This is a genomic window from Desulfotruncus arcticus DSM 17038 (genome assembly GCF_900113335.1).
Lineage (GTDB): Bacteria > Bacillota > Desulfotomaculia > Desulfotomaculales > Desulfallaceae > Desulfotruncus > Desulfotruncus arcticus.
Window position 1 is genome coordinate 67,028 of the sequence record NZ_FOOX01000005.1, and the last position, 18,168, is coordinate 85,195.

General features: G+C 41.8%; 17 protein-coding genes. All 17 read right to left on the minus strand.

The window, feature by feature from the left end; all coding sequences use genetic code 11:
- Nucleotides 1-6 precede the first annotated feature (6 nt).
- The gene (mce, locus tag BM056_RS08345) at nt 7-408 is read right to left on the minus strand and encodes a methylmalonyl-CoA epimerase (protein WP_092470622.1); all 402 of its coding nucleotides are present in this window, start codon (nt 406-408) and stop codon (nt 7-9) included.
- Between the two features lie 90 nt (nt 409-498).
- A complete protein-coding gene (locus BM056_RS08350) occupies nt 499-897 on the minus strand; it encodes a cobalamin B12-binding domain-containing protein (protein WP_092470624.1) in 399 nt (132 codons plus the stop codon).
- An 18-nt stretch (nt 898-915) separates the two neighbouring features.
- On the minus strand, nt 916-2,565 hold the full coding sequence (locus BM056_RS08355; RefSeq protein WP_092470626.1) for an acyl-CoA mutase large subunit family protein: 1,650 nt from the start codon (nt 2,563-2,565) through the stop codon (nt 916-918).
- 30 nt (nt 2,566-2,595) lie between these two features.
- Nucleotides 2,596-3,462: a succinate--CoA ligase subunit alpha gene (gene sucD / locus BM056_RS08360; protein WP_092470628.1), complete on the minus strand. Its 867-nt coding sequence runs from the start codon at nt 3,460-3,462 to the stop codon at nt 2,596-2,598.
- A gap of 41 nt (nt 3,463-3,503) precedes the next feature.
- Nucleotides 3,504-4,616: an ADP-forming succinate--CoA ligase subunit beta gene (sucC, locus tag BM056_RS08365; protein WP_092470630.1), complete on the minus strand. Its 1,113-nt coding sequence runs from the start codon at nt 4,614-4,616 to the stop codon at nt 3,504-3,506.
- 106 nt (nt 4,617-4,722) lie between these two features.
- On the minus strand, nt 4,723-5,277 hold the full coding sequence (locus tag BM056_RS08370; protein WP_092470632.1) for a Fe-S-containing hydro-lyase: 555 nt from the start codon (nt 5,275-5,277) through the stop codon (nt 4,723-4,725).
- A gap of 24 nt (nt 5,278-5,301) precedes the next feature.
- Nucleotides 5,302-6,144 carry a fumarate hydratase gene (locus BM056_RS08375; protein ID WP_174549947.1) on the minus strand — a complete coding sequence of 281 codons (843 nt, stop codon included), beginning with the start codon at nt 6,142-6,144 and terminating at the stop codon, nt 5,302-5,304.
- Nucleotides 6,145-6,361: 217 nt separating this feature from the next.
- Entirely contained in the window at nt 6,362-8,071 is a 1,710-nt protein-coding gene (locus tag BM056_RS08380) for a sigma-54 interaction domain-containing protein (protein ID WP_092470636.1), read from the minus strand.
- Between the two features lie 278 nt (nt 8,072-8,349).
- Entirely contained in the window at nt 8,350-9,630 is a 1,281-nt protein-coding gene (locus BM056_RS08385; RefSeq protein ID WP_092470638.1) for a TRAP transporter large permease, read from the minus strand.
- Nucleotides 9,608-10,141 carry a TRAP transporter small permease gene (locus BM056_RS08390; RefSeq protein WP_092470640.1) on the minus strand — a complete coding sequence of 178 codons (534 nt, stop codon included), beginning with the start codon at nt 10,139-10,141 and terminating at the stop codon, nt 9,608-9,610. The genes BM056_RS08385 and BM056_RS08390 overlap by 23 nt, the downstream gene beginning before the upstream one ends.
- A gap of 130 nt (nt 10,142-10,271) precedes the next feature.
- Nucleotides 10,272-11,309, minus strand: a complete 1,038-nt coding sequence (locus BM056_RS08395; RefSeq protein ID WP_435050955.1) for a TRAP transporter substrate-binding protein — start codon at nt 11,307-11,309, stop codon at nt 10,272-10,274.
- 32 nt (nt 11,310-11,341) lie between these two features.
- The gene (locus BM056_RS08400; protein ID WP_337833495.1) at nt 11,342-12,529 is read right to left on the minus strand and encodes a TRAP transporter substrate-binding protein; all 1,188 of its coding nucleotides are present in this window, start codon (nt 12,527-12,529) and stop codon (nt 11,342-11,344) included.
- The gene (locus tag BM056_RS08405; RefSeq protein ID WP_092470644.1) at nt 12,513-13,205 is read right to left on the minus strand and encodes a response regulator; all 693 of its coding nucleotides are present in this window, start codon (nt 13,203-13,205) and stop codon (nt 12,513-12,515) included. Before BM056_RS08405 ends, BM056_RS08400 begins: the two co-directional genes overlap by 17 nt.
- Nucleotides 13,198-14,814, minus strand: a complete 1,617-nt coding sequence (locus tag BM056_RS08410; RefSeq protein ID WP_092470646.1) for an ATP-binding protein — start codon at nt 14,812-14,814, stop codon at nt 13,198-13,200. Before BM056_RS08410 ends, BM056_RS08405 begins: the two co-directional genes overlap by 8 nt.
- A gap of 150 nt (nt 14,815-14,964) precedes the next feature.
- Complete coding sequence (locus BM056_RS08415) at nt 14,965-15,867, minus strand: selenium metabolism-associated LysR family transcriptional regulator (protein ID WP_092470648.1); 903 nt, start codon at nt 15,865-15,867, stop codon at nt 14,965-14,967.
- A gap of 6 nt (nt 15,868-15,873) precedes the next feature.
- Complete coding sequence (locus BM056_RS08420) at nt 15,874-17,106, minus strand: methionine gamma-lyase family protein (RefSeq protein ID WP_092470650.1); 1,233 nt, start codon at nt 17,104-17,106, stop codon at nt 15,874-15,876.
- Between the two features lie 19 nt (nt 17,107-17,125).
- Nucleotides 17,126-18,070 carry an AAA family ATPase gene (locus BM056_RS08425; RefSeq protein WP_238456369.1) on the minus strand — a complete coding sequence of 315 codons (945 nt, stop codon included), beginning with the start codon at nt 18,068-18,070 and terminating at the stop codon, nt 17,126-17,128.
- Nucleotides 18,071-18,168 lie beyond the last annotated feature (98 nt).

Sequence of the window (18,168 nt, forward strand, 5' to 3'; positions counted from 1 at the left end):
ACCTCCCTAATCACGTTCGCATAATTCCACTAAAGTACCATAAGTGGCTTTGGGGTGTAAAAATGCAATCTTAGCGCCACCGGCCCCGCGTCTGGGTTTTTCATCAATAAGCCTTACGCCGGCGGCTTTCAGTTGAGCAAGTTTTTCTTCAAGGTTGTCTACTTTAAAAGCTATATGTTGAATTCCCTCACCATTCTTCTCAATATATTTGGCAATGGGCCCGTCCGGAGTTGTGCTTTCCAGCAACTCCACTTCACTGTCTCCAGTCGGGATAAAGGCTACTTTTACTTTTTGATCTTCCACCACTTCTTCCTCAGTAACTGAAAGTCCCAAAACTTTTTCATAAAATTCTTTGGTCGCAGCCAAATCTTTAACCGCAATCCCTATGTGGTCAATTTTTCTGATCATGTGGTACACCTCCCCAAATAAAACTAAAAACCATTATTTCCATATATTTATATAATATGTTTTATTTACTTACAACCTCATGGTTACTTATTATTGAGCTATTTTTCCCTTGATGTAATTAACAACGCTTACCGTGCTGGTACCGGGCGTAAAAATTTCAGCGATTCCCTTTTCTTTCAAATCCGGAATATCTTCTTCCGGTATAATTCCACCACCCAACACCAAAATATCACCTGCATTTTGTTGCCTAAGTCCCTTAACTACAGCAGGAAATAAGTGCATGTGGGCCCCGGACAAGCAGCTTAATGCAACTACGTCGACGTCTTCCTGCAACGCCGCCCCTACTATCTGGTCCGGAGTCTGTCGCAAACCGGTATAGATAACTTCCATACCGGCATCACGCAGAGCCTGAGCAATAACTTTGGCCCCCCTGTCATGTCCGTCCAGTCCCGGTTTTGCAACCAGCACCCTGATTGGTTTTCCACTCATCCAAGCATTCCTCCTCGACTAAAAAACGATTTGCTGCTGGTATTCGCCGTAGACTTCTCTTAGTACGCCGCAGATTTCTCCCAGGGTCGCATAACTCTTTACGGCTTCAATAAAGTAAGGCATTAGATTTTCACTGGTTTGAGCTGCCTGCTTAATCTGATTTAACAGGCTCTGTACTTTTTCGTTATCCCTTTCGGATTTTAATTTGGCCAACTTGGCCTCCTGGCGCTTGCCTACTTCCGGATCTACTTTCAGCAGATCTTTCGGTTTTTCTGTATCCAATTGGAATTTATTTACTCCAATAACTACTTTATTGCCGCTCTCTATATCCTGCTGGTACCTGTAAGCACTCTTTTGAATCTCTTTTTGCATGAAATCAATGGCTTTAGGCGCACCACCAATATCATCAATCTTATTGATATAATCCATTGCTTTCTTTTCTATTTCATCTGTAAGTTTTTCTATAAAATAAGATCCTCCCAGCGGGTCTACGGTATCTGCAACACCAATTTCGTAACCAATAACTTGCTGTGTCCGAAGAGCAATCAAAACTGAATTTTCACTGGGCAGCGCCAGGGCTTCATCCCGTGAATTGGTATGCAGGGACTGTGTTCCGCCTAAAACAGCGCTTAATGCTTGGAAAGCCACACGCATGATATTTACATCGGGCTGCTGGGCAGTTAAGGTGCAGCCAGCCGTTTGGGTGTGGAAACGCAGCATCAGCGATTTAGGTTCCTTGGCCCCAAAGCGCTCCTTCATTACCCTGGCCCATAGACGGCGCGCAGCTCTGAACTTGGCTACTTCCTCAAAGAAATTGAGGTGAGCGTTAAAGAAAAAGCTAAGCCTGGGAGCAAAAGCATCAACATCCAGGCCGGCTTTAATAGCGGCTTGCACATAGGCAACGCCGTCCGCCAGTGTAAAGGCAACCTCCTGAACGGCAGTAGACCCGGCTTCCCTAATGTGATAGCCGCTGATACTGATGGTGTTCCAACTGGGAACTTCTTTGGCGCAGTATTCAAAAATATCGGTTATTAAGCGCATGGAGTGATCCGGCGGGAAAATATAAGTCCCCCTGGCGATATACTCTTTCAATATGTCATTTTGAATCGTGCCTTTAAGCTGCCCCGCCTTGACTCCCTGTTTTTCCGCCACGGCGATATACATGGCCAGTAAAATAGCAGCCGGGGAATTAATCGTCATAGAAGTGCTTACTTTATCGAGAGGAATCTGGTCGAATAAAGTTTCCATATCCAGCAAAGAATCAATGGCCACGCCAACCTTGCCAACTTCGCCCATGGAAAGCTGGTGATCAGAATCATAACCTATTTGGGTAGGCAGGTCAAAAGCCACACTTAATCCTGTTTGTCCCTGTTCCAGCAAGTACCGGAACCTTTTATTGGTTTCCTCGGCCGTGCCAAAACCGGCATACTGGCGCATGGTCCAGTATCTGCCCCTGTACATATTGGGCTGAACACCTCTGGTATATGGGAAGCTTCCCGGGTAACCCAAGTCATTTTCATAACTTAAACGTTCAATATCTTCAGGAGTATATAAAGTATCAACTTCAATTCCTGAATCGGTGACAAACTGAGGATGGCGTTCCGGACGCTTAGACTTAAGTTTATCTAGTTTCTCGTTATATTTTTGCAATAAATCCTTGTCAAACAAGCTATCTCCTCCTCTCACAATCCTTTTACGTTACTTCAATTTAGCACGAAGCAACTCAGGAACTTCAAACGGCAGAGTGGCAACACTTGCTCCCGCAGCCGTCAGGGCTTCTACTTTCGCACTAAATGTTCCCTTTCCTCTTTCGATAATCGCGCCGGCATGGCCCATACGTTTGCCAGGAGGTGCGCTCTTACCGGCAATGTAAGCAACTACGGGTTTGCTCATCTTTTTAACAAAAAGGGACGCTTCCTCTTCCGCGTTTCCGCCAATCTCACCTACTAAAACCACTGCTTCAGTTTCTGGGTCTTTTTCAAATTTTTCCAGAACATCCACAAAAGATAAACCGACGACTCTGTCGCCACCAAGTCCAACAACAGTGGTTTGTCCAAAACCATTAGCGGTTAAATTACCAACGATTTCATAGGTTAAGGTCCCACTTCGGGCAACTACGCCAATGGAACCTGGAACAAAAAATTGGTTCGGAGGAATACCAATTTTACATTTACCCGAGGATACAATGCCAAACGTATTTGGTCCCACCACTGTAGTCCCTTTTTTACGGGCCAGCTCTATGATATCCATCTCATCGTGCACAGGAATGTGTTCAGTTACAACAACAAGCACTTTTACTCCGGCAGTTATTGCTTCAAAAGCAGCATCTTTGGCAAAAGGAGCCGGTATAAATAATACGGAGGCATCAACCCGCTCTTGCTCCATGGCCGCATAAACGGTGTCAAATACGGGCACTCCATCTACCTCTTGCCCGCCTTTACCAGGTGAAACACCCCCAACAATTTTAGTGCCGTAAGCCAGCATTTGCCTGGTATGGAACTTACCCTGGTTCCCGGTCATGCCCTGAACAATAACATTTGTATTCTCATTAATAATAATAGCCACTATTAAAACACTCCTTTTTCTCTGTCTGGAAAATGAAAGGTTTAACCGGCGTTAGCTATTTCCACAGCTTTGGCCGCAGCTTCCTGCATAACCTTGTAAGCTTCCATGCCGTTTTCCTGGATAATTTTCACTCCTTCTTCCTCGTTGGTGCCAACCAATCTAATCACCACAGGAACAGGAATCTCCTTATTCTTTTTAACAGTAATTAAGGCATTGGCAACATCATCGCACCTGGTAATTCCACCAAAAATATTAATAAATATGACCCTGGGGTTTGTCTCTAATAACAATTCAATGGCTTTAGTGGTACCATCAATACCCGTACCGCCTCCGGCATCCAGGAAGTTAGCCGGTTTTCCGCCGTAATGAACCAATGTATCCAGGCTGCCCATGGACATACCGGCTCCATTTGCCATTACTGCAATATTGCCCCCCAACTCAACGAAAGCCAGTCCTAAATCATGGGCTTTTTTCTCAATTGATGTGCGGTCTTCAACATAAGGTATCCCCTTTTGTCTGAATAAAGCATCATCATCAATGGTCATTTTGGAGTCGGCCGCGATTAGTGTATCACCACTGATAACCAGCGGGTTAATCTCAACCAGTTCAGCATCCTTTTCTCTAAAGATTTTATAAAGTAAACCTAACAAACGATTGAATTCTTTGCTGACAGCACCTGTTAATCCGATACGCCGGCAAATTTCCCGGCCAAGATATGGATGTACACCTAATGATATATCTACGTGCTGCTTGGCTATATACTCGTCATCAACCTCTTCAATATCCATGCCCCCTTGGGCCGAGGCGATAATCACCGGTTTTTTAGCCGCGCCGTCAATAGTAATTGCCAGGTATAACTCTTTATCAATTTTAATTTTTTCTTCTACCAGCACTTTTTCCACTTTATGTCCCTGAACAGTCATGGAAAGAATTTCACCGGCAACCTTGGCGGCTTCTTCAGATGTATCCGCGAATTTGATACCCCCGCCTTTTCCTCTTTTACCGGCTAAGATCTGGGACTTAACCACAACAGCACTGTTTATTTCATTGGCTATTTTAGCTGCATCTTCGGAGGTTTCAGCCATTTTCCCCTTAGGTACGTTTATACCGTATGATGCAAAAATTTCTTTACCCATATACTCAAATAATTTCACCGCATTTCCCCCTCTTGCCATTTATAATTTCTATAAGTCCAATTAATCAAAGGTCAAGTATACTTACTTAGAAATGTGTTTTTTCCTTTTATCACCTCCCGTTTATTTAAGTTGTAGCATATATTTTACTTCCTTCTTCATATAAATCTCCACCCAAGGTATCGTTTACCACAATTACAGGGAAATTCTCAACAACAAGTCTGTGAATTGCCTCCGGACCCAGTTCTGGATAAGCCACAACCTCACACTCTTTGATACACTTGCTTATTAATGCTGCGGCGCCTCCAACAGCTGTAAAATATACAGCTTTATTTTGTTTCATCGATTTGATAACTTCAGGCAGACGCTTTCCCTTGCCAACCATTCCCTTCAAACCAATTTCAAGTAATCTTGGCGCGTAAGCATCCATCCTGCCGCTGGTGGTGGGACCGGCGGAACCAATAACTTGCCCGGGCTTGGCCGGTGAAGGCCCAACATAATATATGACCTGACCTTTTACATCGATGGGCAATTCCTTGCCTGCATCCAATAATTCTATAAGCTTTTTATGAGCAGCGTCCCTACCGGTATAAATAACGCCGTTTAAGAGCACACGTTGCCCTATACGGAGCTTCTCCACCATTTCATCAGTTAAAGGTGTTGTAAGCTTAATTTTGGTCATCACGTAAATCCCCCCTCCCGCAATTTATAAAATTATTTCTTTATGCCTGCCGGCATGGCAATTGAGATTTACCGCAACAGGTAAGCTTGCTATGTGGGCGGGGTAGATTTCAACATGAACAGCAAGTGCCGTGTAACGACCACCGAGCCCCTGAGGTCCGATTCCTGTTTTATTGATTTCATCAAGCAATTCTTTTTCTAAACATGCAATTTCAGGTCTGGGACTGGGTGAACCCACACTTCTTAACAATGCTTCTTTAGCGAGTATAGCAGATTTTTCAAATGTGCCCCCAATACCCACGCCAACAATAATCGGTGGGCAAGGGTTAGGACCGGCCGTTTTTACTGTATCCAAAACGAATTTTTTAACCCCTTCTACCCCTTCAGCAGGTTTTAGCATTTTAATGGCACTCATGTTTTCGCTACCGCCCCCCTTTGGGGCTACCGTTATTTTTAACTTATCACCAGGAACCAGCTTTAAGTGCAACACACATGGAGTGTTGTCACCCGTGTTAATGCGTTCCAAAGGATGACCAACTATGGATTTCCTTAAATAACCTTCAGTATAACCCCGCCGCACCCCTTCATTGATAGCATCTTCCAAAGCGCCTCCTAATATATGAACTTCCTGTCCCAATTCAACAAACACCACAGCAAAACCAGTGTCCTGACACATCGGCACTTCTTCTGTACGGGCAATCTCAGCATTTTTGATTAATTGTTCAATAATTTCTTTACCCGTTAGGGAAAGCTCCTTCTCATAAGCATCATTAAAAGCATCTATCAAATCCTTACCAAGAAAAAAATTGGCCTCCATACATAATTTTGCAGTCGCATTTGAGATCTCTTCAACATTTATTGTTTTAATTTTAATCCCCCCCTAAAAAGTAATGCTTACCAAAATTACATACGCAATTATTGTGCCACTAAACATTTCTTAAAAATTCTAACATATCTTATTTATAAAAAATACAAAAACAGTTGATTTTACTAAAAAAATTTTAGTTTTTAGAAACAATAATAAAAAAAATAGAAATTTTAATGCTTTTTAGTCACATTAAAATATCTAATTTTTTTAATCTTTTCTAAATGTTTGAATTTTCAAATTTAGCTTTTTTAAGCTTGTTATAAAGCGTCGCCAGCGAAATATTCAGTGCCTGGGCGGCACGTCTTTTACCCTCTACGGTATTGCCGAATTTGGATAGCGCCTTTTTAATCAGTAATTGTTCCATCTGCTCTATCGGCATCAGATCTATATCCTTCTCCGGAAGCGCTTTAAATTGGCTCACGTGCTGAACAAAATGTTTTTTCTTAAGCACTTCATCATCAACAGTCACCATCACTCGTTCCACCACATTTTCAAGCTCCCTGACATTTCCCGGCCAGTCATAGCTGTAAAGTATCTCTTCAGCATCTTTGGATATGCCCTGCACCTTCTTGCCTAATTTACGATTTAATTTGACAATTAGGTTATCAACCAGCTCGGGTAAATCATCCTTGCGCAGCCTTAAAGGAGGAATTGTAATCTCAACAACATTCAATCTGTAGTAAAGATCTTCTCTGAAGTTACCGTTTCTGATCATCTCCCTGAGGTTTCTATTAGTGGCTGCAACTACTCTTACATCAACGTGTATAGTCTGATTGCCGCCGACTTTTTCAAATTCCATTTCCTGAAGTACTCTTAATAATTTTCCCTGCAACGCCAGGTTCATATCTCCTATTTCATCTAGAAAGATTGTTCCTCCGTTGGCCAGTTCAAACTTGCCGATCTTTGATTTTACAGCACCTGTAAAAGCTCCTTTAGCATACCCAAAAAATTCACTTTCTAGCAAGTTTTCGGGTATTGCAGCACAATTTACTTTAATAAAAGGCTTCTCCCGCCTGGAGCTAACATGATGAATAGCATGTGCGAACAGTTCCTTCCCGGTTCCGCTTTCCCCCAGCAGCAAAACGGTTGTATTGCTGCGAGCGGATTTCTCTGCAAGCTGCATGCATTTTTTTAGTTCATTGCTTTCACCAATAATATCGGAAAAACCATATTTACAAGTTGTAACCTGACCAAACTTGTCCGAAAGATTTTCAATTTGACTGGTTCGCTGTTTTAATTCATCCATTAATTTCATTACATCTGTGAAGTGCTGAAAAACTACAACAGCTCCCTCCAAGCTGCCATCAATAATAATTGGAGAAGCATTGCTGATTACCTCAGCATTACTTCCCCCAACTTTGGTCCTGTGTCCGAAAACATTTTTACCCGTTCTTAAAGCCATTGCCAGTGCCCCGTCAGGAGAAGCCTCCAAAACATTTTTACCTATTCTTTCTTCAGCAGGTATTCCTGTTACCCTGACAAAAGCGGGATTTAAATATTTAATTACCCCATCCTTACCGGCAACTTCTACAGCTTCCTGGATTGAATTTAAAATGGTTGATAACTCGCCCTGAATACCTTTTATTTTAAGTAATTCTTGTTTTTCCTGAAAAAGGCGAACCATTAAATTTACTGAACCTGTTTCGATTATTGACACATTACCCCTGATTTGTTTAAGCTTTTCTTCAACTTTGGTATCTTTGACAGCATTAATAACTATGTCCAAGCCGTTAATTCTAAAAATTTTATCGAGGGAGTTATGAAAAACAATATTATTCTCCTTTAATAAATTCGAAGGCAGAATTTCATCGTAAATATTAAAAAATGAAGCAACCTCTATATCCTTTAGGTTTTTTAGCAGGTTATAAACGGATATAGCATCATCACCAATACCAATAATAGCCACCTTAATCCTATTATTCAACATTTACACCTTCTCACCCAGGGTAAATTTTTATTCTTCTGATTAATTCGACTATTTTTTAATTTATCCTTCTAAAATATAAAAATGTTTCTGAGTAAATTTGGGATCTAACCCCGTACACTAATAAAAAACGTGCGCTAAATCAGTTCCTTTAGCGCGCGCGTTTTAATACTTTATTCCTTAGACCTTGCCATATATATGGCAAGGTCTACTTTCCTAAAGTGCACAAAAACTCCTGTTAACCGGCAAATGGTTGGTTACAGGAGTTAATTTTGCTGAATTTAATCCATTAATACCCTTGGGATATACGTGGAAACATCTGGGCAAAGAACAAAAAGCACCAATGCCAAAACCATCAAAACAATAAAAGGAACTACCCCTCTAATTACACTTTCCAGGCGTTCTTTAGCCATAGCACTAACCACAAACAGGTTCAGACCTACAGGGGGTGTAATCATAGCCAGCTCCATATTAACCGTCATCACCACCGCAAACTGCATAATGTCAATGCCCAGTGCGTGAATCATCGGCAGCAGCAGCGGTAATGTAATCAGGGTAATTGAAACTGCTTCAAGAAAAGTGCCCATTATAAAGAACATTATATTGGTAGCCAGGAAGAACATGTACTTATTCAGGTTGTTTTCTGAAATCCATTGGGCCAGATTTTGAGGAACCTGGTTAACGGTCAGAAACAGCGCAAATACCATGGCGGCGGATATAATTAAAAATACCATGGAAGAAATGTTTATTGATTCAACAAAGATTTTGCGCATCTCTTTGAGTTTTAACTCCCGGTAGATCAAAAATGATACTGCCAGTGTATAAAAAACTGAAAGGACAGCCGCTTCTGTCGGTGTAACGATTCCTGCATAGATGCTGCCCAGTATAAAAAATGGTAAAAATGCACCGGGGGCAGCTTTTATACTTGAACTCCACCGTTCCCCCCAGGACGCCTTTGCTTGCATTTCCAATTTCTGAGCTTTGGCATAAAATATAGCGCTGATGATTAATATCAGGGCCAGTATTAGTCCGGGGATTAAGCCTGCCATAAAAAGCTTGCCAATCGACTCCTCCGCTGTTACACCAAATACCACCATTGTCACACTGGGAGGAATTAATATTCCCAATGTCCCGGAAGCTGCAATCAAACCCATGGCGTATTTTTTAGGATATCCCCCTTCAACCAGAGCAGGATACATAATCGCCCCGATAGCAGCAGCGGTAGCCGGACTGGATCCGGAAATCGCGGCGAATATAGCGCAGGCCAAAATGGTAACTACAGCCAACCCGCCGGGCAAATGACCGAACCATGCTCTTAACGACCTGATCAGGTATTTGGAAATCCCACCGTGGGACATCAGCACCCCAGCAAAAATAAAAGCAGGTATAGCCATAAGGGTGGGGGAAAGCAATGAGGCAAACATACGCTGCACAAGCATATGCATGGTAAAATCAGTGGTTAAACCAAGGATGATTAAGGCAGCAATAGACAGGCTGATGGCAATAGGAACATTAAGTAAGAATAAAACTACAAAAATACTAAACAGAAGGACGGTCGACATTATCCTTAACCCCTCTCATTGTAGACTCCATCCAGTCCTTGCCGCCGTTCTTCAGCAAGCCCACAAGTTTATCAATAAAACGAATTCCAAACATTACCCCGCTGATGGGAACAATTAAATAAACTATCCACATTGGAAACCTGCTATCGGGTGAGCGCATACCGTTTTGCAGGTAATTCATTTCAAGTTGAATACCATAAAACGTATAAAAAATACAAAAAGCAAACCCCAGAGTACAGGCAAAAATACTGACTTTATGTTTCCAAAATGTTGATAAAAAGTTATAAAGCATATCGACTTTGATATGGTGATCATTGCGTAAAGCCACGGCAATACCGGCCAGCGTGCCCCAGACAATGAAATAAACGGAAAACTCATCAAATATTGATTTAGGGCGGCCCCAAACGTATCTTAATACTACATTTATAAAGACCAAAGTAAGGCCGGTAAAAAGCATGCCACCGGCAAAATAATCCTCAAAGCCTTTATAGACCTTCTTAATAGTTTCCATTTCCGCCTCCTTGTCCTGCAGAACTCTGCAATATTGATAATTAGTGTATTTATGGCAGGCATAATAAAGAAGACTTGGTTAAGGTTAAAGCAAAGAGGGGGCGGCGGCAACCTACCCCCTCTTTAATCATTTAAGAATTCCTAGCGGCGTCAATGTATTCCTGACCAATGGACTCTGCATATTTGTCATAAAGTGGTTTTAAAGCTTCTATAAATTTAGCACGGTCTTCGTCGGTAAGCTCATAAATTTCTACTTTACCACTATTTTTGATATTTTCAAAGGAAGTTGCATCTAATTCATCAGCCAATTGACGTTCATACGCAGTTGCTTCATTCATGGCTTCAGTGACCATCTGTTGCTGTTCAGGAGTGAGCGAGCTCCAGAAAGTAGTGTTTGTTAATACAACATAATCAAGACGTCCGTGATTAGAGATAGTTAAATATTTTTGAACTTCGACATATTTTTGAGTGTCAATGTTGTTAAAAGTGTTTTCTTGCCCGTCAACGGTGCCGTTTTGCAGAGCCTGGTATACTTCTGCAAAAGCTAATGTTTGTGAGCCGGCTCCCAGCGCTTTAAATTGCTCATCCAGAACTCCACCGCTTTGGGTACGGAATTTTAACCCTTTAAAATCTTCGGGAGATTTCAGTGGGTGCTTGGAATCTGTAAATTGTTTCATTCCATTAGCCCACCAGGCCAGACCAAGGATGCCATTTGGTTCCAGAGATTTCAGCAACTTCTGTCCCTGTTCCCCGTCAAAGAATTTGTATGCCGCATTATTATCTTTAAATAGGAAAGGCATATCAACTAATTGAAATGAAGGGTTAAATGTAATCAGCTTCGTTACCGAGGGAGCTATAAATTGTACGTTATTGGCCAGAAGCTGTTCTTGTTCTTCCTTATCACCGTAAAGCTGAGACGAAGGATAAACCTGCACTTCAAATTGGCCCCCTGATTTTTCCTCCAGCACTTCTTTAAACTTCAATGCAGCCTGTCCTTTAGGAGTTGACTCGGCAACAACGTGGGTAAATTTTACTACAATCTTGTCTTTTTGCTCGCCCTGTTCAGATGCGCCCTCTTTACTGCCACCGCATCCTGAAGTAATAAGTGCCAAAGCAATAACTGCAGTCAAGAATAATGTTAATTTTTTGACTTTTCCAAACATAACCATCCTCCTATTATTTGTTTTAATGAGACAAAAACTTAATCATCACCTCCCGGTGCAAAATCGGTCATAGCGCTTTTTTGGATTGCCAGGTTGTTAACTAGTTCAGCACTAATTTTTTTTTCAAAAAAGCTATATACCGGACTCAAAGATTCTTCCCAAAGCCGCCTTTCCTCATTCGACAAAGTTGTTATCTCGATGTCCTTATTATTAACTAACTCATTATAATTAGCTTCATTAATTTTTGCCGCCATCGTACGCTCCCAGTCTGTTACTTCTACCATTGATTCTTCCAATATTTTTCTAACATCCTCGGGCAGCCCATCCCAGTAATCTTTTTGGGCCAGCACGACATAACCCAGATATCCATGATTTGTTACAGTCATATACTTCTGCACCTGGTAAAACTTTTTTGAATAAATGTTAGAAATCGTATTTTCCTGGCCACATACCTCATTTTTTTCCAATGAACGGTAAACACTGTTAAAGGGCAGCGGGATAGCTTGAGCACCCAACAGCTTAAATTGTTCTTCCAGAACAGAGCTGTTTATCATAACCCTAAATTTCAAACCCTTTAAATCACCTGGTCTGCCAATAGGATGAACATCATTTGTCAGCTGCTTAAAACCATTATCCCAAAAAGCAAGCGCTACATAGCCCTCTTTTTCTAAACTATCTGTTAATTTTTCACCTATTGGTCCTTCAATGGCAAGATGTACAGACTCAATATCTGAAAAGGCATAAGGCAAATCCAGTAGTTGCCAGTAAGGAAACATGCTGCCAAGCTTGGATGTAGCCGGAGCAATTAACTGTACTGCCCCTTCCTGCAACGCTTGCATTTCCTCGCCATCAGCATAGAGAGTTGAATTTGCAAAAACTTGTACCTCAATTTTCCCGCCGGATTTTTCATTCACCAATCTTGAAAAATATTTAGCTGCTAACCCTTTCGGAGAGTTTTCGGCAACTACGTGAGAAAATTTTATTACTATTTTCTGTTCCGGGCTTACTTGTTCTTTATCAACAACCCTGGGTGAACAACCTGTATTTATTACCATAAAAAGGAAAAAAGCCACTGCCAGAATAAACTTGTTCAGTCTCACACCTCCCAAGGCGTCAGTAATGTTTTTTGAAAATTTTATTAATTTATTATATTTTGTATAAGCACTATTAACAACAATTCGTCCATTTTGTTGATTTTGTTCTTTATGTTCACTGATCTGCAACATCAAGCCGATACTCCTTTATGGGCCTCCCCACGGATCCGTATTTAAACCGCGCTACCGCTTTATTAATACTCTCAAGGTACTCCAGGTAACGTCTGGCGGTAACTCTGGCAAGTCCAAGTTCAATCGCCACTTCTTCAGCGGAAACCGGTTTTGCTTGCTTAATTAAACTAAGTATCACCTGCTTTAACGTAATTTCGTTTAAACCCTTGGGCAAAAATTCTTTTACCTGGTCCTCAACATTACGATTTAAAGCCAAACTGTCCAGCTCCGATTGGTTAAGCACCGAATTTTTACCGTAGCAATTAAACATAGTAGCAAAAGTTTTTAACGCACTTTGCAATCTGCCAAGTTTAAAAGGTTTAATTATATAATCCACGGCACCATACCTGAAAACATTTTGTATTGTCTCCGCGTCTTGAACCGCGGTTACCATGATTACGTCAACGGGAACACCGGTTGTCCTTATTTCCTTTAACACTTGAAAACCATCTAAATCAGGCAGGTAGATGTCAAGCAAAACAAGGTCAATTTTTTTGATTTTGATAATATTTAGAGCTTCATAGCCGGTTCTGGCAACATCTACTACTTGAAAACCGGGTACACTGCTGACAAATTCCTTATTAACCTGAACAACCATCGGGTCGTCTTCAACAATTAAAACATTGATATTAGTCACCAGTAACACCTCCTAACTCTCTGAATACAGGAATTTCAACAACCATTTTAAGCCCCCCCTCAGACGGGCGGGAAATTTTAATTTTTCCGTTTAGGCTATTAAGTGTTTGCTGTACCAGGTAAAGCCCGATACCCCTACGTTCACCCTTGGTGGAGTATCCATGTTCAAATATTTTTTCTTCTAATCCCTTTTCAATCCCCGGGCCGTTATCTTGAACTATCATTATAATCTTATCCGCCTCTTCGTAAATTGAAAAGTTTACCAATTTTTCAGCACTGTTTTGGGAACGCACAGATTCAAAAGCGTTTTCTATTAAATTACCTGCGATAACCACCAGTGAATTACTGCTAATGCTATTAGGAAGTTCCCTTAAAAAACTATTGATATTTATAACAAACTTGATTTTTAGCTCTTTCGATCTTGCGAATTTGCCCAGCAGCATGCCCGCCAACCTGTAGTCCTTAATCCTTTTGCTTATTAAACTGGTAATTTTATGTTGTTCTTCGGTAATATCAAAAATATAATCAATGGCTTGATCATAACGTTTTAATTGAATTAAACCAGCAATAGTATGGAGCTTGTTCATATACTCATGATTTTGTACCCTTAATGCCTCGACATATGATTTAACACCAGTTAATTCTTCCGCCAGTGCATTAACCTCGGTCTTATCTTTGAAAGTTGCCACTGCCCCCACAATCACACCGTTAACCTTTACGGGAACACGGTTGCTTATTATAGCAGTATTATTAATTGCTTTAACTTGATTATGTTGTGATTTTCCTGTTTTAATCACCGCGGGCAAGCTTGTATTAGCTATTACTTTAAATATGCTCTTTCCAATAACATCTTCTGAAACTCCAAGTAACCGTCTTGCCTCATCATTCAGCACCGTTATGCAGTAGTTGGTGTCAATAGCAACCACCCCCTCACCCATAGCTTGAAATATTGCAACTCTTTCCTGCAGCATCCTGGCGATTTCCCCAGGTTCCATACTAAACGTTGCTTTTTTAATGTTCCAAGCCATAAAAAAAGACCCTATAATTCCAATGATCAAGCCCACAGCCAAAAATGAATAAATCTGTACATGGACGCTGCGTAATATCTGGACCAGGGTTGGAGTTAGCACTCCAACGACAACAACTCCTACCTGAAGTGTCCCTTCTTCTACTTTAATTGGCACAAAGGCCCTGACGGACGGTCCTAAAACTCCCTCAGCCCTTGATACATATTCATGATCGGCCAAAGCTGCTCCAATATCACTATCGGTAAACTTTTTACCTATCCGGTCACTGACAGGGTGAGAATACCGTATTTTATCCATGTCAAGAACCACAATATAGGCCACCCCGGTTGCCAGCCTGGTTTTCTCAGCAATAGGCTGAATAACCTCCCACCCCCGGCTGCTGCCGACATTATTTTTAATTTCATCCATTTGAGCCAAAGTTCTGGCAATGGCAATAGCGCGCAGTCCCATTTCCTCTTCAAACATCACGTTAAATCTGTTAATAAATAAGAATCCTCCGACTAAAACAGCTGCAAAGACCAGCAAAAAAGCAAAGATAGCCATTTTTAACCTAATTGTAAAAGGCTTAATCTGTAAAGGCATATTTTTATCCCCATCTAATATATTGCTTAATATAATTTATTCTGCTATAAGAACAAAAAAGCCTTGCGCAAAAGCATGGCTTTTTTTAGAATCTCGTCACTACAGCGGTCAGGCCCCCGCGGGCGGACAGGGGCGCCCGCCCCTACGACTCTAGACTGAATAGTTACCTATATTCTTTAACAGTAATTCCTGGAAGGCATCTGTGGCATAGTTTATTATTTCAGGTGAATACCGAACAAGAAAAAAACTCCTGTTCATGTCAACACCCAAAAGCTTGATCTCTTGAACTCTCCCCGCATCCAATACATCAGCAGCAGCAAAGCGGGAAACAAAGCCAATACCAATACCGGATTGAACCGCGCTTATTACCGCTCTGGTACTGCCCAGTTCCATTTCAGCCTTAATTTGCTGACAATCAACCCCGTGTTTATCTAAAATTTCCCACATGGATTGGCGAGTCCCTGAACCTTCCTCACGGAGAATTAGTTTTTCAGTCAACAGCTCTTGTGCAGCAATAACTTTTCCTGACCAACGATGACCCGGGGGAGTAATTACAACCAGCTCATCATCAACCCATTTTGTGAAATTTAGATTCTCTTTTTTAACTATTTTTCCTACTACACCAATATCTATATCCCGATCCTGCACCCAGGAGATTACTTCTCCGCTACCGGCAACCCGTAGACTGATATTAATCCCCGAATATTTACGCCTGAATTTGCCAATATATCCGGGTAACAGATACTCCCCCGGAATAGTGCTGGCACCAATGGACAAACGTCCGGCCTTAAGTCCCCGAATTGCATCCAGACCCGCTTTTATCTTATGATAATGCCCAAGCATTGTTTTTGCTTCCGGATAAAGCAGCTGACCGGCTTCCGTAAGGGTGACTTTCTTTTCATTACGCTGAAACAAAGTAACTTTTAAATCTTCCTCCAGGGCTTTGATTTGAAAACTAATAGCCGGCTGGCTCATATAAAGCTGTTTAGCTGCGCGCGTAAAGCTTTGTAACTCGGTCACCCGAACAAAAGCCTCAAGCTGTTTAAAATTCATGGTTTATCACCACCGTAAAACTTCTCTGGCAGCTTCAATTAGGCCAATTTTAGTATAAGCATGCGAAAGGCCTCCTTGAAAGTAAACAGTATATGGTTCTCGCACCGGGGCATCTGCTGTAAATTCAAGAGAAGCTCCTTGGACGAAAGTACCCGCCGCCATTATTACCTGATGCTCGTATCCCGGCAGGGGTGAAGGAACAGGCGTGACATGGTTGTCCACGGGAGACGCCCCCTGTATACCACGACAAAAAGCCTCCATACGTTCAGGTGTTTTTAAAATTACCGCCTGAACAATATCAGTCCGCATATCATTGGGCAACGGAAAGACCTCAAATCCTAATTCCTCAAAAAACATAGCCGCCCAGATAGCTCCGCGCAAAGCCTCCATCACCAGATGCGGAGCCAAATAAAAACCCTGGAAAAAAAGACGCTGCCAGCCCAAAGTGGGTCCTACCTCAGCACCAATGCCCGGAGCAGTCAACCTGTTTGCCGCCATCTCAACTAATTTCTTCTTCCCGGCAACATATCCTCCCGTAGGAGCCAGTCCTCCTCCAGGATTTTTAATTAAGGAACCTGCTATAATGTCAGCTCCGTTTTCCGGTGGTTCCGATTCCTCGACAAATTCGCCATAGCAATTATCCACAAATATTATGGTATCAGATTGTCTGGCTTTGATAAAGCTGCATAGTTTACTTAACTCCGCCATATTTAGAGACGGCCTTAAACTATAACCACAAGAACGCTGAATTAAAACCATTTTTACAGGCTGCCTTAATTCCCGGTCGATCCTTTCCCAGTCCAAAGTACCATCATCAAGCAGGTCAATTTGACGGCAACGCACCCCCATGCTTGCCAAAGATCCTTCATTACTAGAACGATAGCCAATAATTTTTTCCAGAGTATCGTAAGGCTTTCCCTGTACCGTCAATAGCAGATCGCCGTTTTTTAAGATACCGTACAAGCACAGGGCAATAGCATGCGTACCGCTGACTATTTGCCCTCTAACAAGTGCATCTTCCGTTTGAAAAACTCTACTAAAAACCTCTTCCAGTTTTTCCCGACCGGCGTCGTCATAGCCATATCCGGTTGATCCTCCCAGATGAAATGCACTAACCTTGGATTCTCTAAAAGCGTTAATGACTTTTTTATGATTTGATAATTCAATAGGTTCTATAGAACGATATATCTCAACAACTTTCCTGTTTACATCTTCTGTGACCAGCGCTAAGTCTTTCAAGTTCCGCACTCCTTGTATGTCAATTATCAATTGATTCTCTGGCAGCCAACATGTCCTGCCTGTTAATTATCATCAGGTCCTCCCTGGTGATATCATTCATTTTAACCAGCCTAACCGCTTGAATCCTCATCGCCCTTTCGATCAGATTCCTGACCAGCCTGGCATTACCATTATGCTCATGTAATCTTTTGATTGACTCTAAAATCATAATCAGTTCTTCCCTGGCGCCGCCGGATAGGGTATACTGTCTTTGCTGCAGCATCAAATCCGCGATATCCGTCAGCTCGCCTGTTGAATAGTCGGGAAATGTAATGTGGATTGGAAAACGTGACCTCAGGCCAGGGTTTGTCTCCATAAACTTTTCCATCTCATACTTATACCCGGCCAAAATGATAATCAAATTATCTTTATTATCTTCCATGCCCTTAACGATAGTGTCTATAGCTTCTTTGCCAAAATCCTTCTCTCCACCCCTGGCTAATGAATAAGCCTCGTCGATGAACAGAATTCCACCTAATGACTTCTTGATCTGTTCCCTTGTTTTTTGAGCAGTATGTCCTATGTACTCTCCCACCAGGTCCGCTCTTTCCACTTCTTGCAGGTGACCTTTGGGCAAAATACCTGCTTCCCTAAATAATTTACCAAGTATTCTGGCCACAGTTGTCTTCCCCGTTCCGGGGTTGCCCTTGAATACCATATGTAAGGCCTGAGCTTCTGTATGCAGCTTCTCCTTTGACCGTCTCTTTTGTATTTCAGCAAAAGCATATATTTCATCGATATGTTTTTTCACATTATTTAACCCAACCAGGGCTTCCAATTCCAGTTTTATTGCCGCTATTTTATCCTCGGGTTCATTTGAGTGATTAGACTTTGTCCTATCTTTTGCGGACAATGCCCGATTTATTGGTTGCTGCGCGGTTGAATTTTTAACTTCGGAAGATTGCCACATTCGGACTTTTACCAACTAAAGATCACCTCACCGGGCATTTATACTTAAATGTTTATGCACCCGGCCTGGTTAAACTGCCTTAAAAATGAAAGTCTCTCTAAAGAGAGACCTTC

Bases quoted from the DNA above. Each gene is read 5' to 3' on its own strand.
- mce (WP_092470622.1), bottom strand. From the start codon at position 408: ATGATCAGAAAAATTGACCACATAGGGATTGCGGTTAAAGATTTGGCT.
- BM056_RS08350 (WP_092470624.1), bottom strand. From the start codon at position 897: ATGAGTGGAAAACCAATCAGGGTGCTGGTTGCAAAACCGGGACTGGAC.
- BM056_RS08370 (WP_092470632.1), bottom strand. From the start codon at position 5,277: ATGACCAAAATTAAGCTTACAACACCTTTAACTGATGAAATGGTGGAG.
- BM056_RS08380 (WP_092470636.1), bottom strand. From the start codon at position 8,071: ATGTTGAATAATAGGATTAAGGTGGCTATTATTGGTATTGGTGATGAT.
- BM056_RS08385 (WP_092470638.1), bottom strand. From the start codon at position 9,630: ATGTCGACCGTCCTTCTGTTTAGTATTTTTGTAGTTTTATTCTTACTT.
- BM056_RS08390 (WP_092470640.1), bottom strand. From the start codon at position 10,141: ATGGAAACTATTAAGAAGGTCTATAAAGGCTTTGAGGATTATTTTGCC.
- BM056_RS08395 (WP_435050955.1), bottom strand. From the start codon at position 11,309: ATGGTTATGTTTGGAAAAGTCAAAAAATTAACATTATTCTTGACTGCA.
- BM056_RS08400 (WP_337833495.1), bottom strand. From the start codon at position 12,529: ATGTTGCAGATCAGTGAACATAAAGAACAAAATCAACAAAATGGACGA.
- BM056_RS08410 (WP_092470646.1), bottom strand. From the start codon at position 14,814: ATGCCTTTACAGATTAAGCCTTTTACAATTAGGTTAAAAATGGCTATC.
- BM056_RS08415 (WP_092470648.1), bottom strand. From the start codon at position 15,867: ATGAATTTTAAACAGCTTGAGGCTTTTGTTCGGGTGACCGAGTTACAA.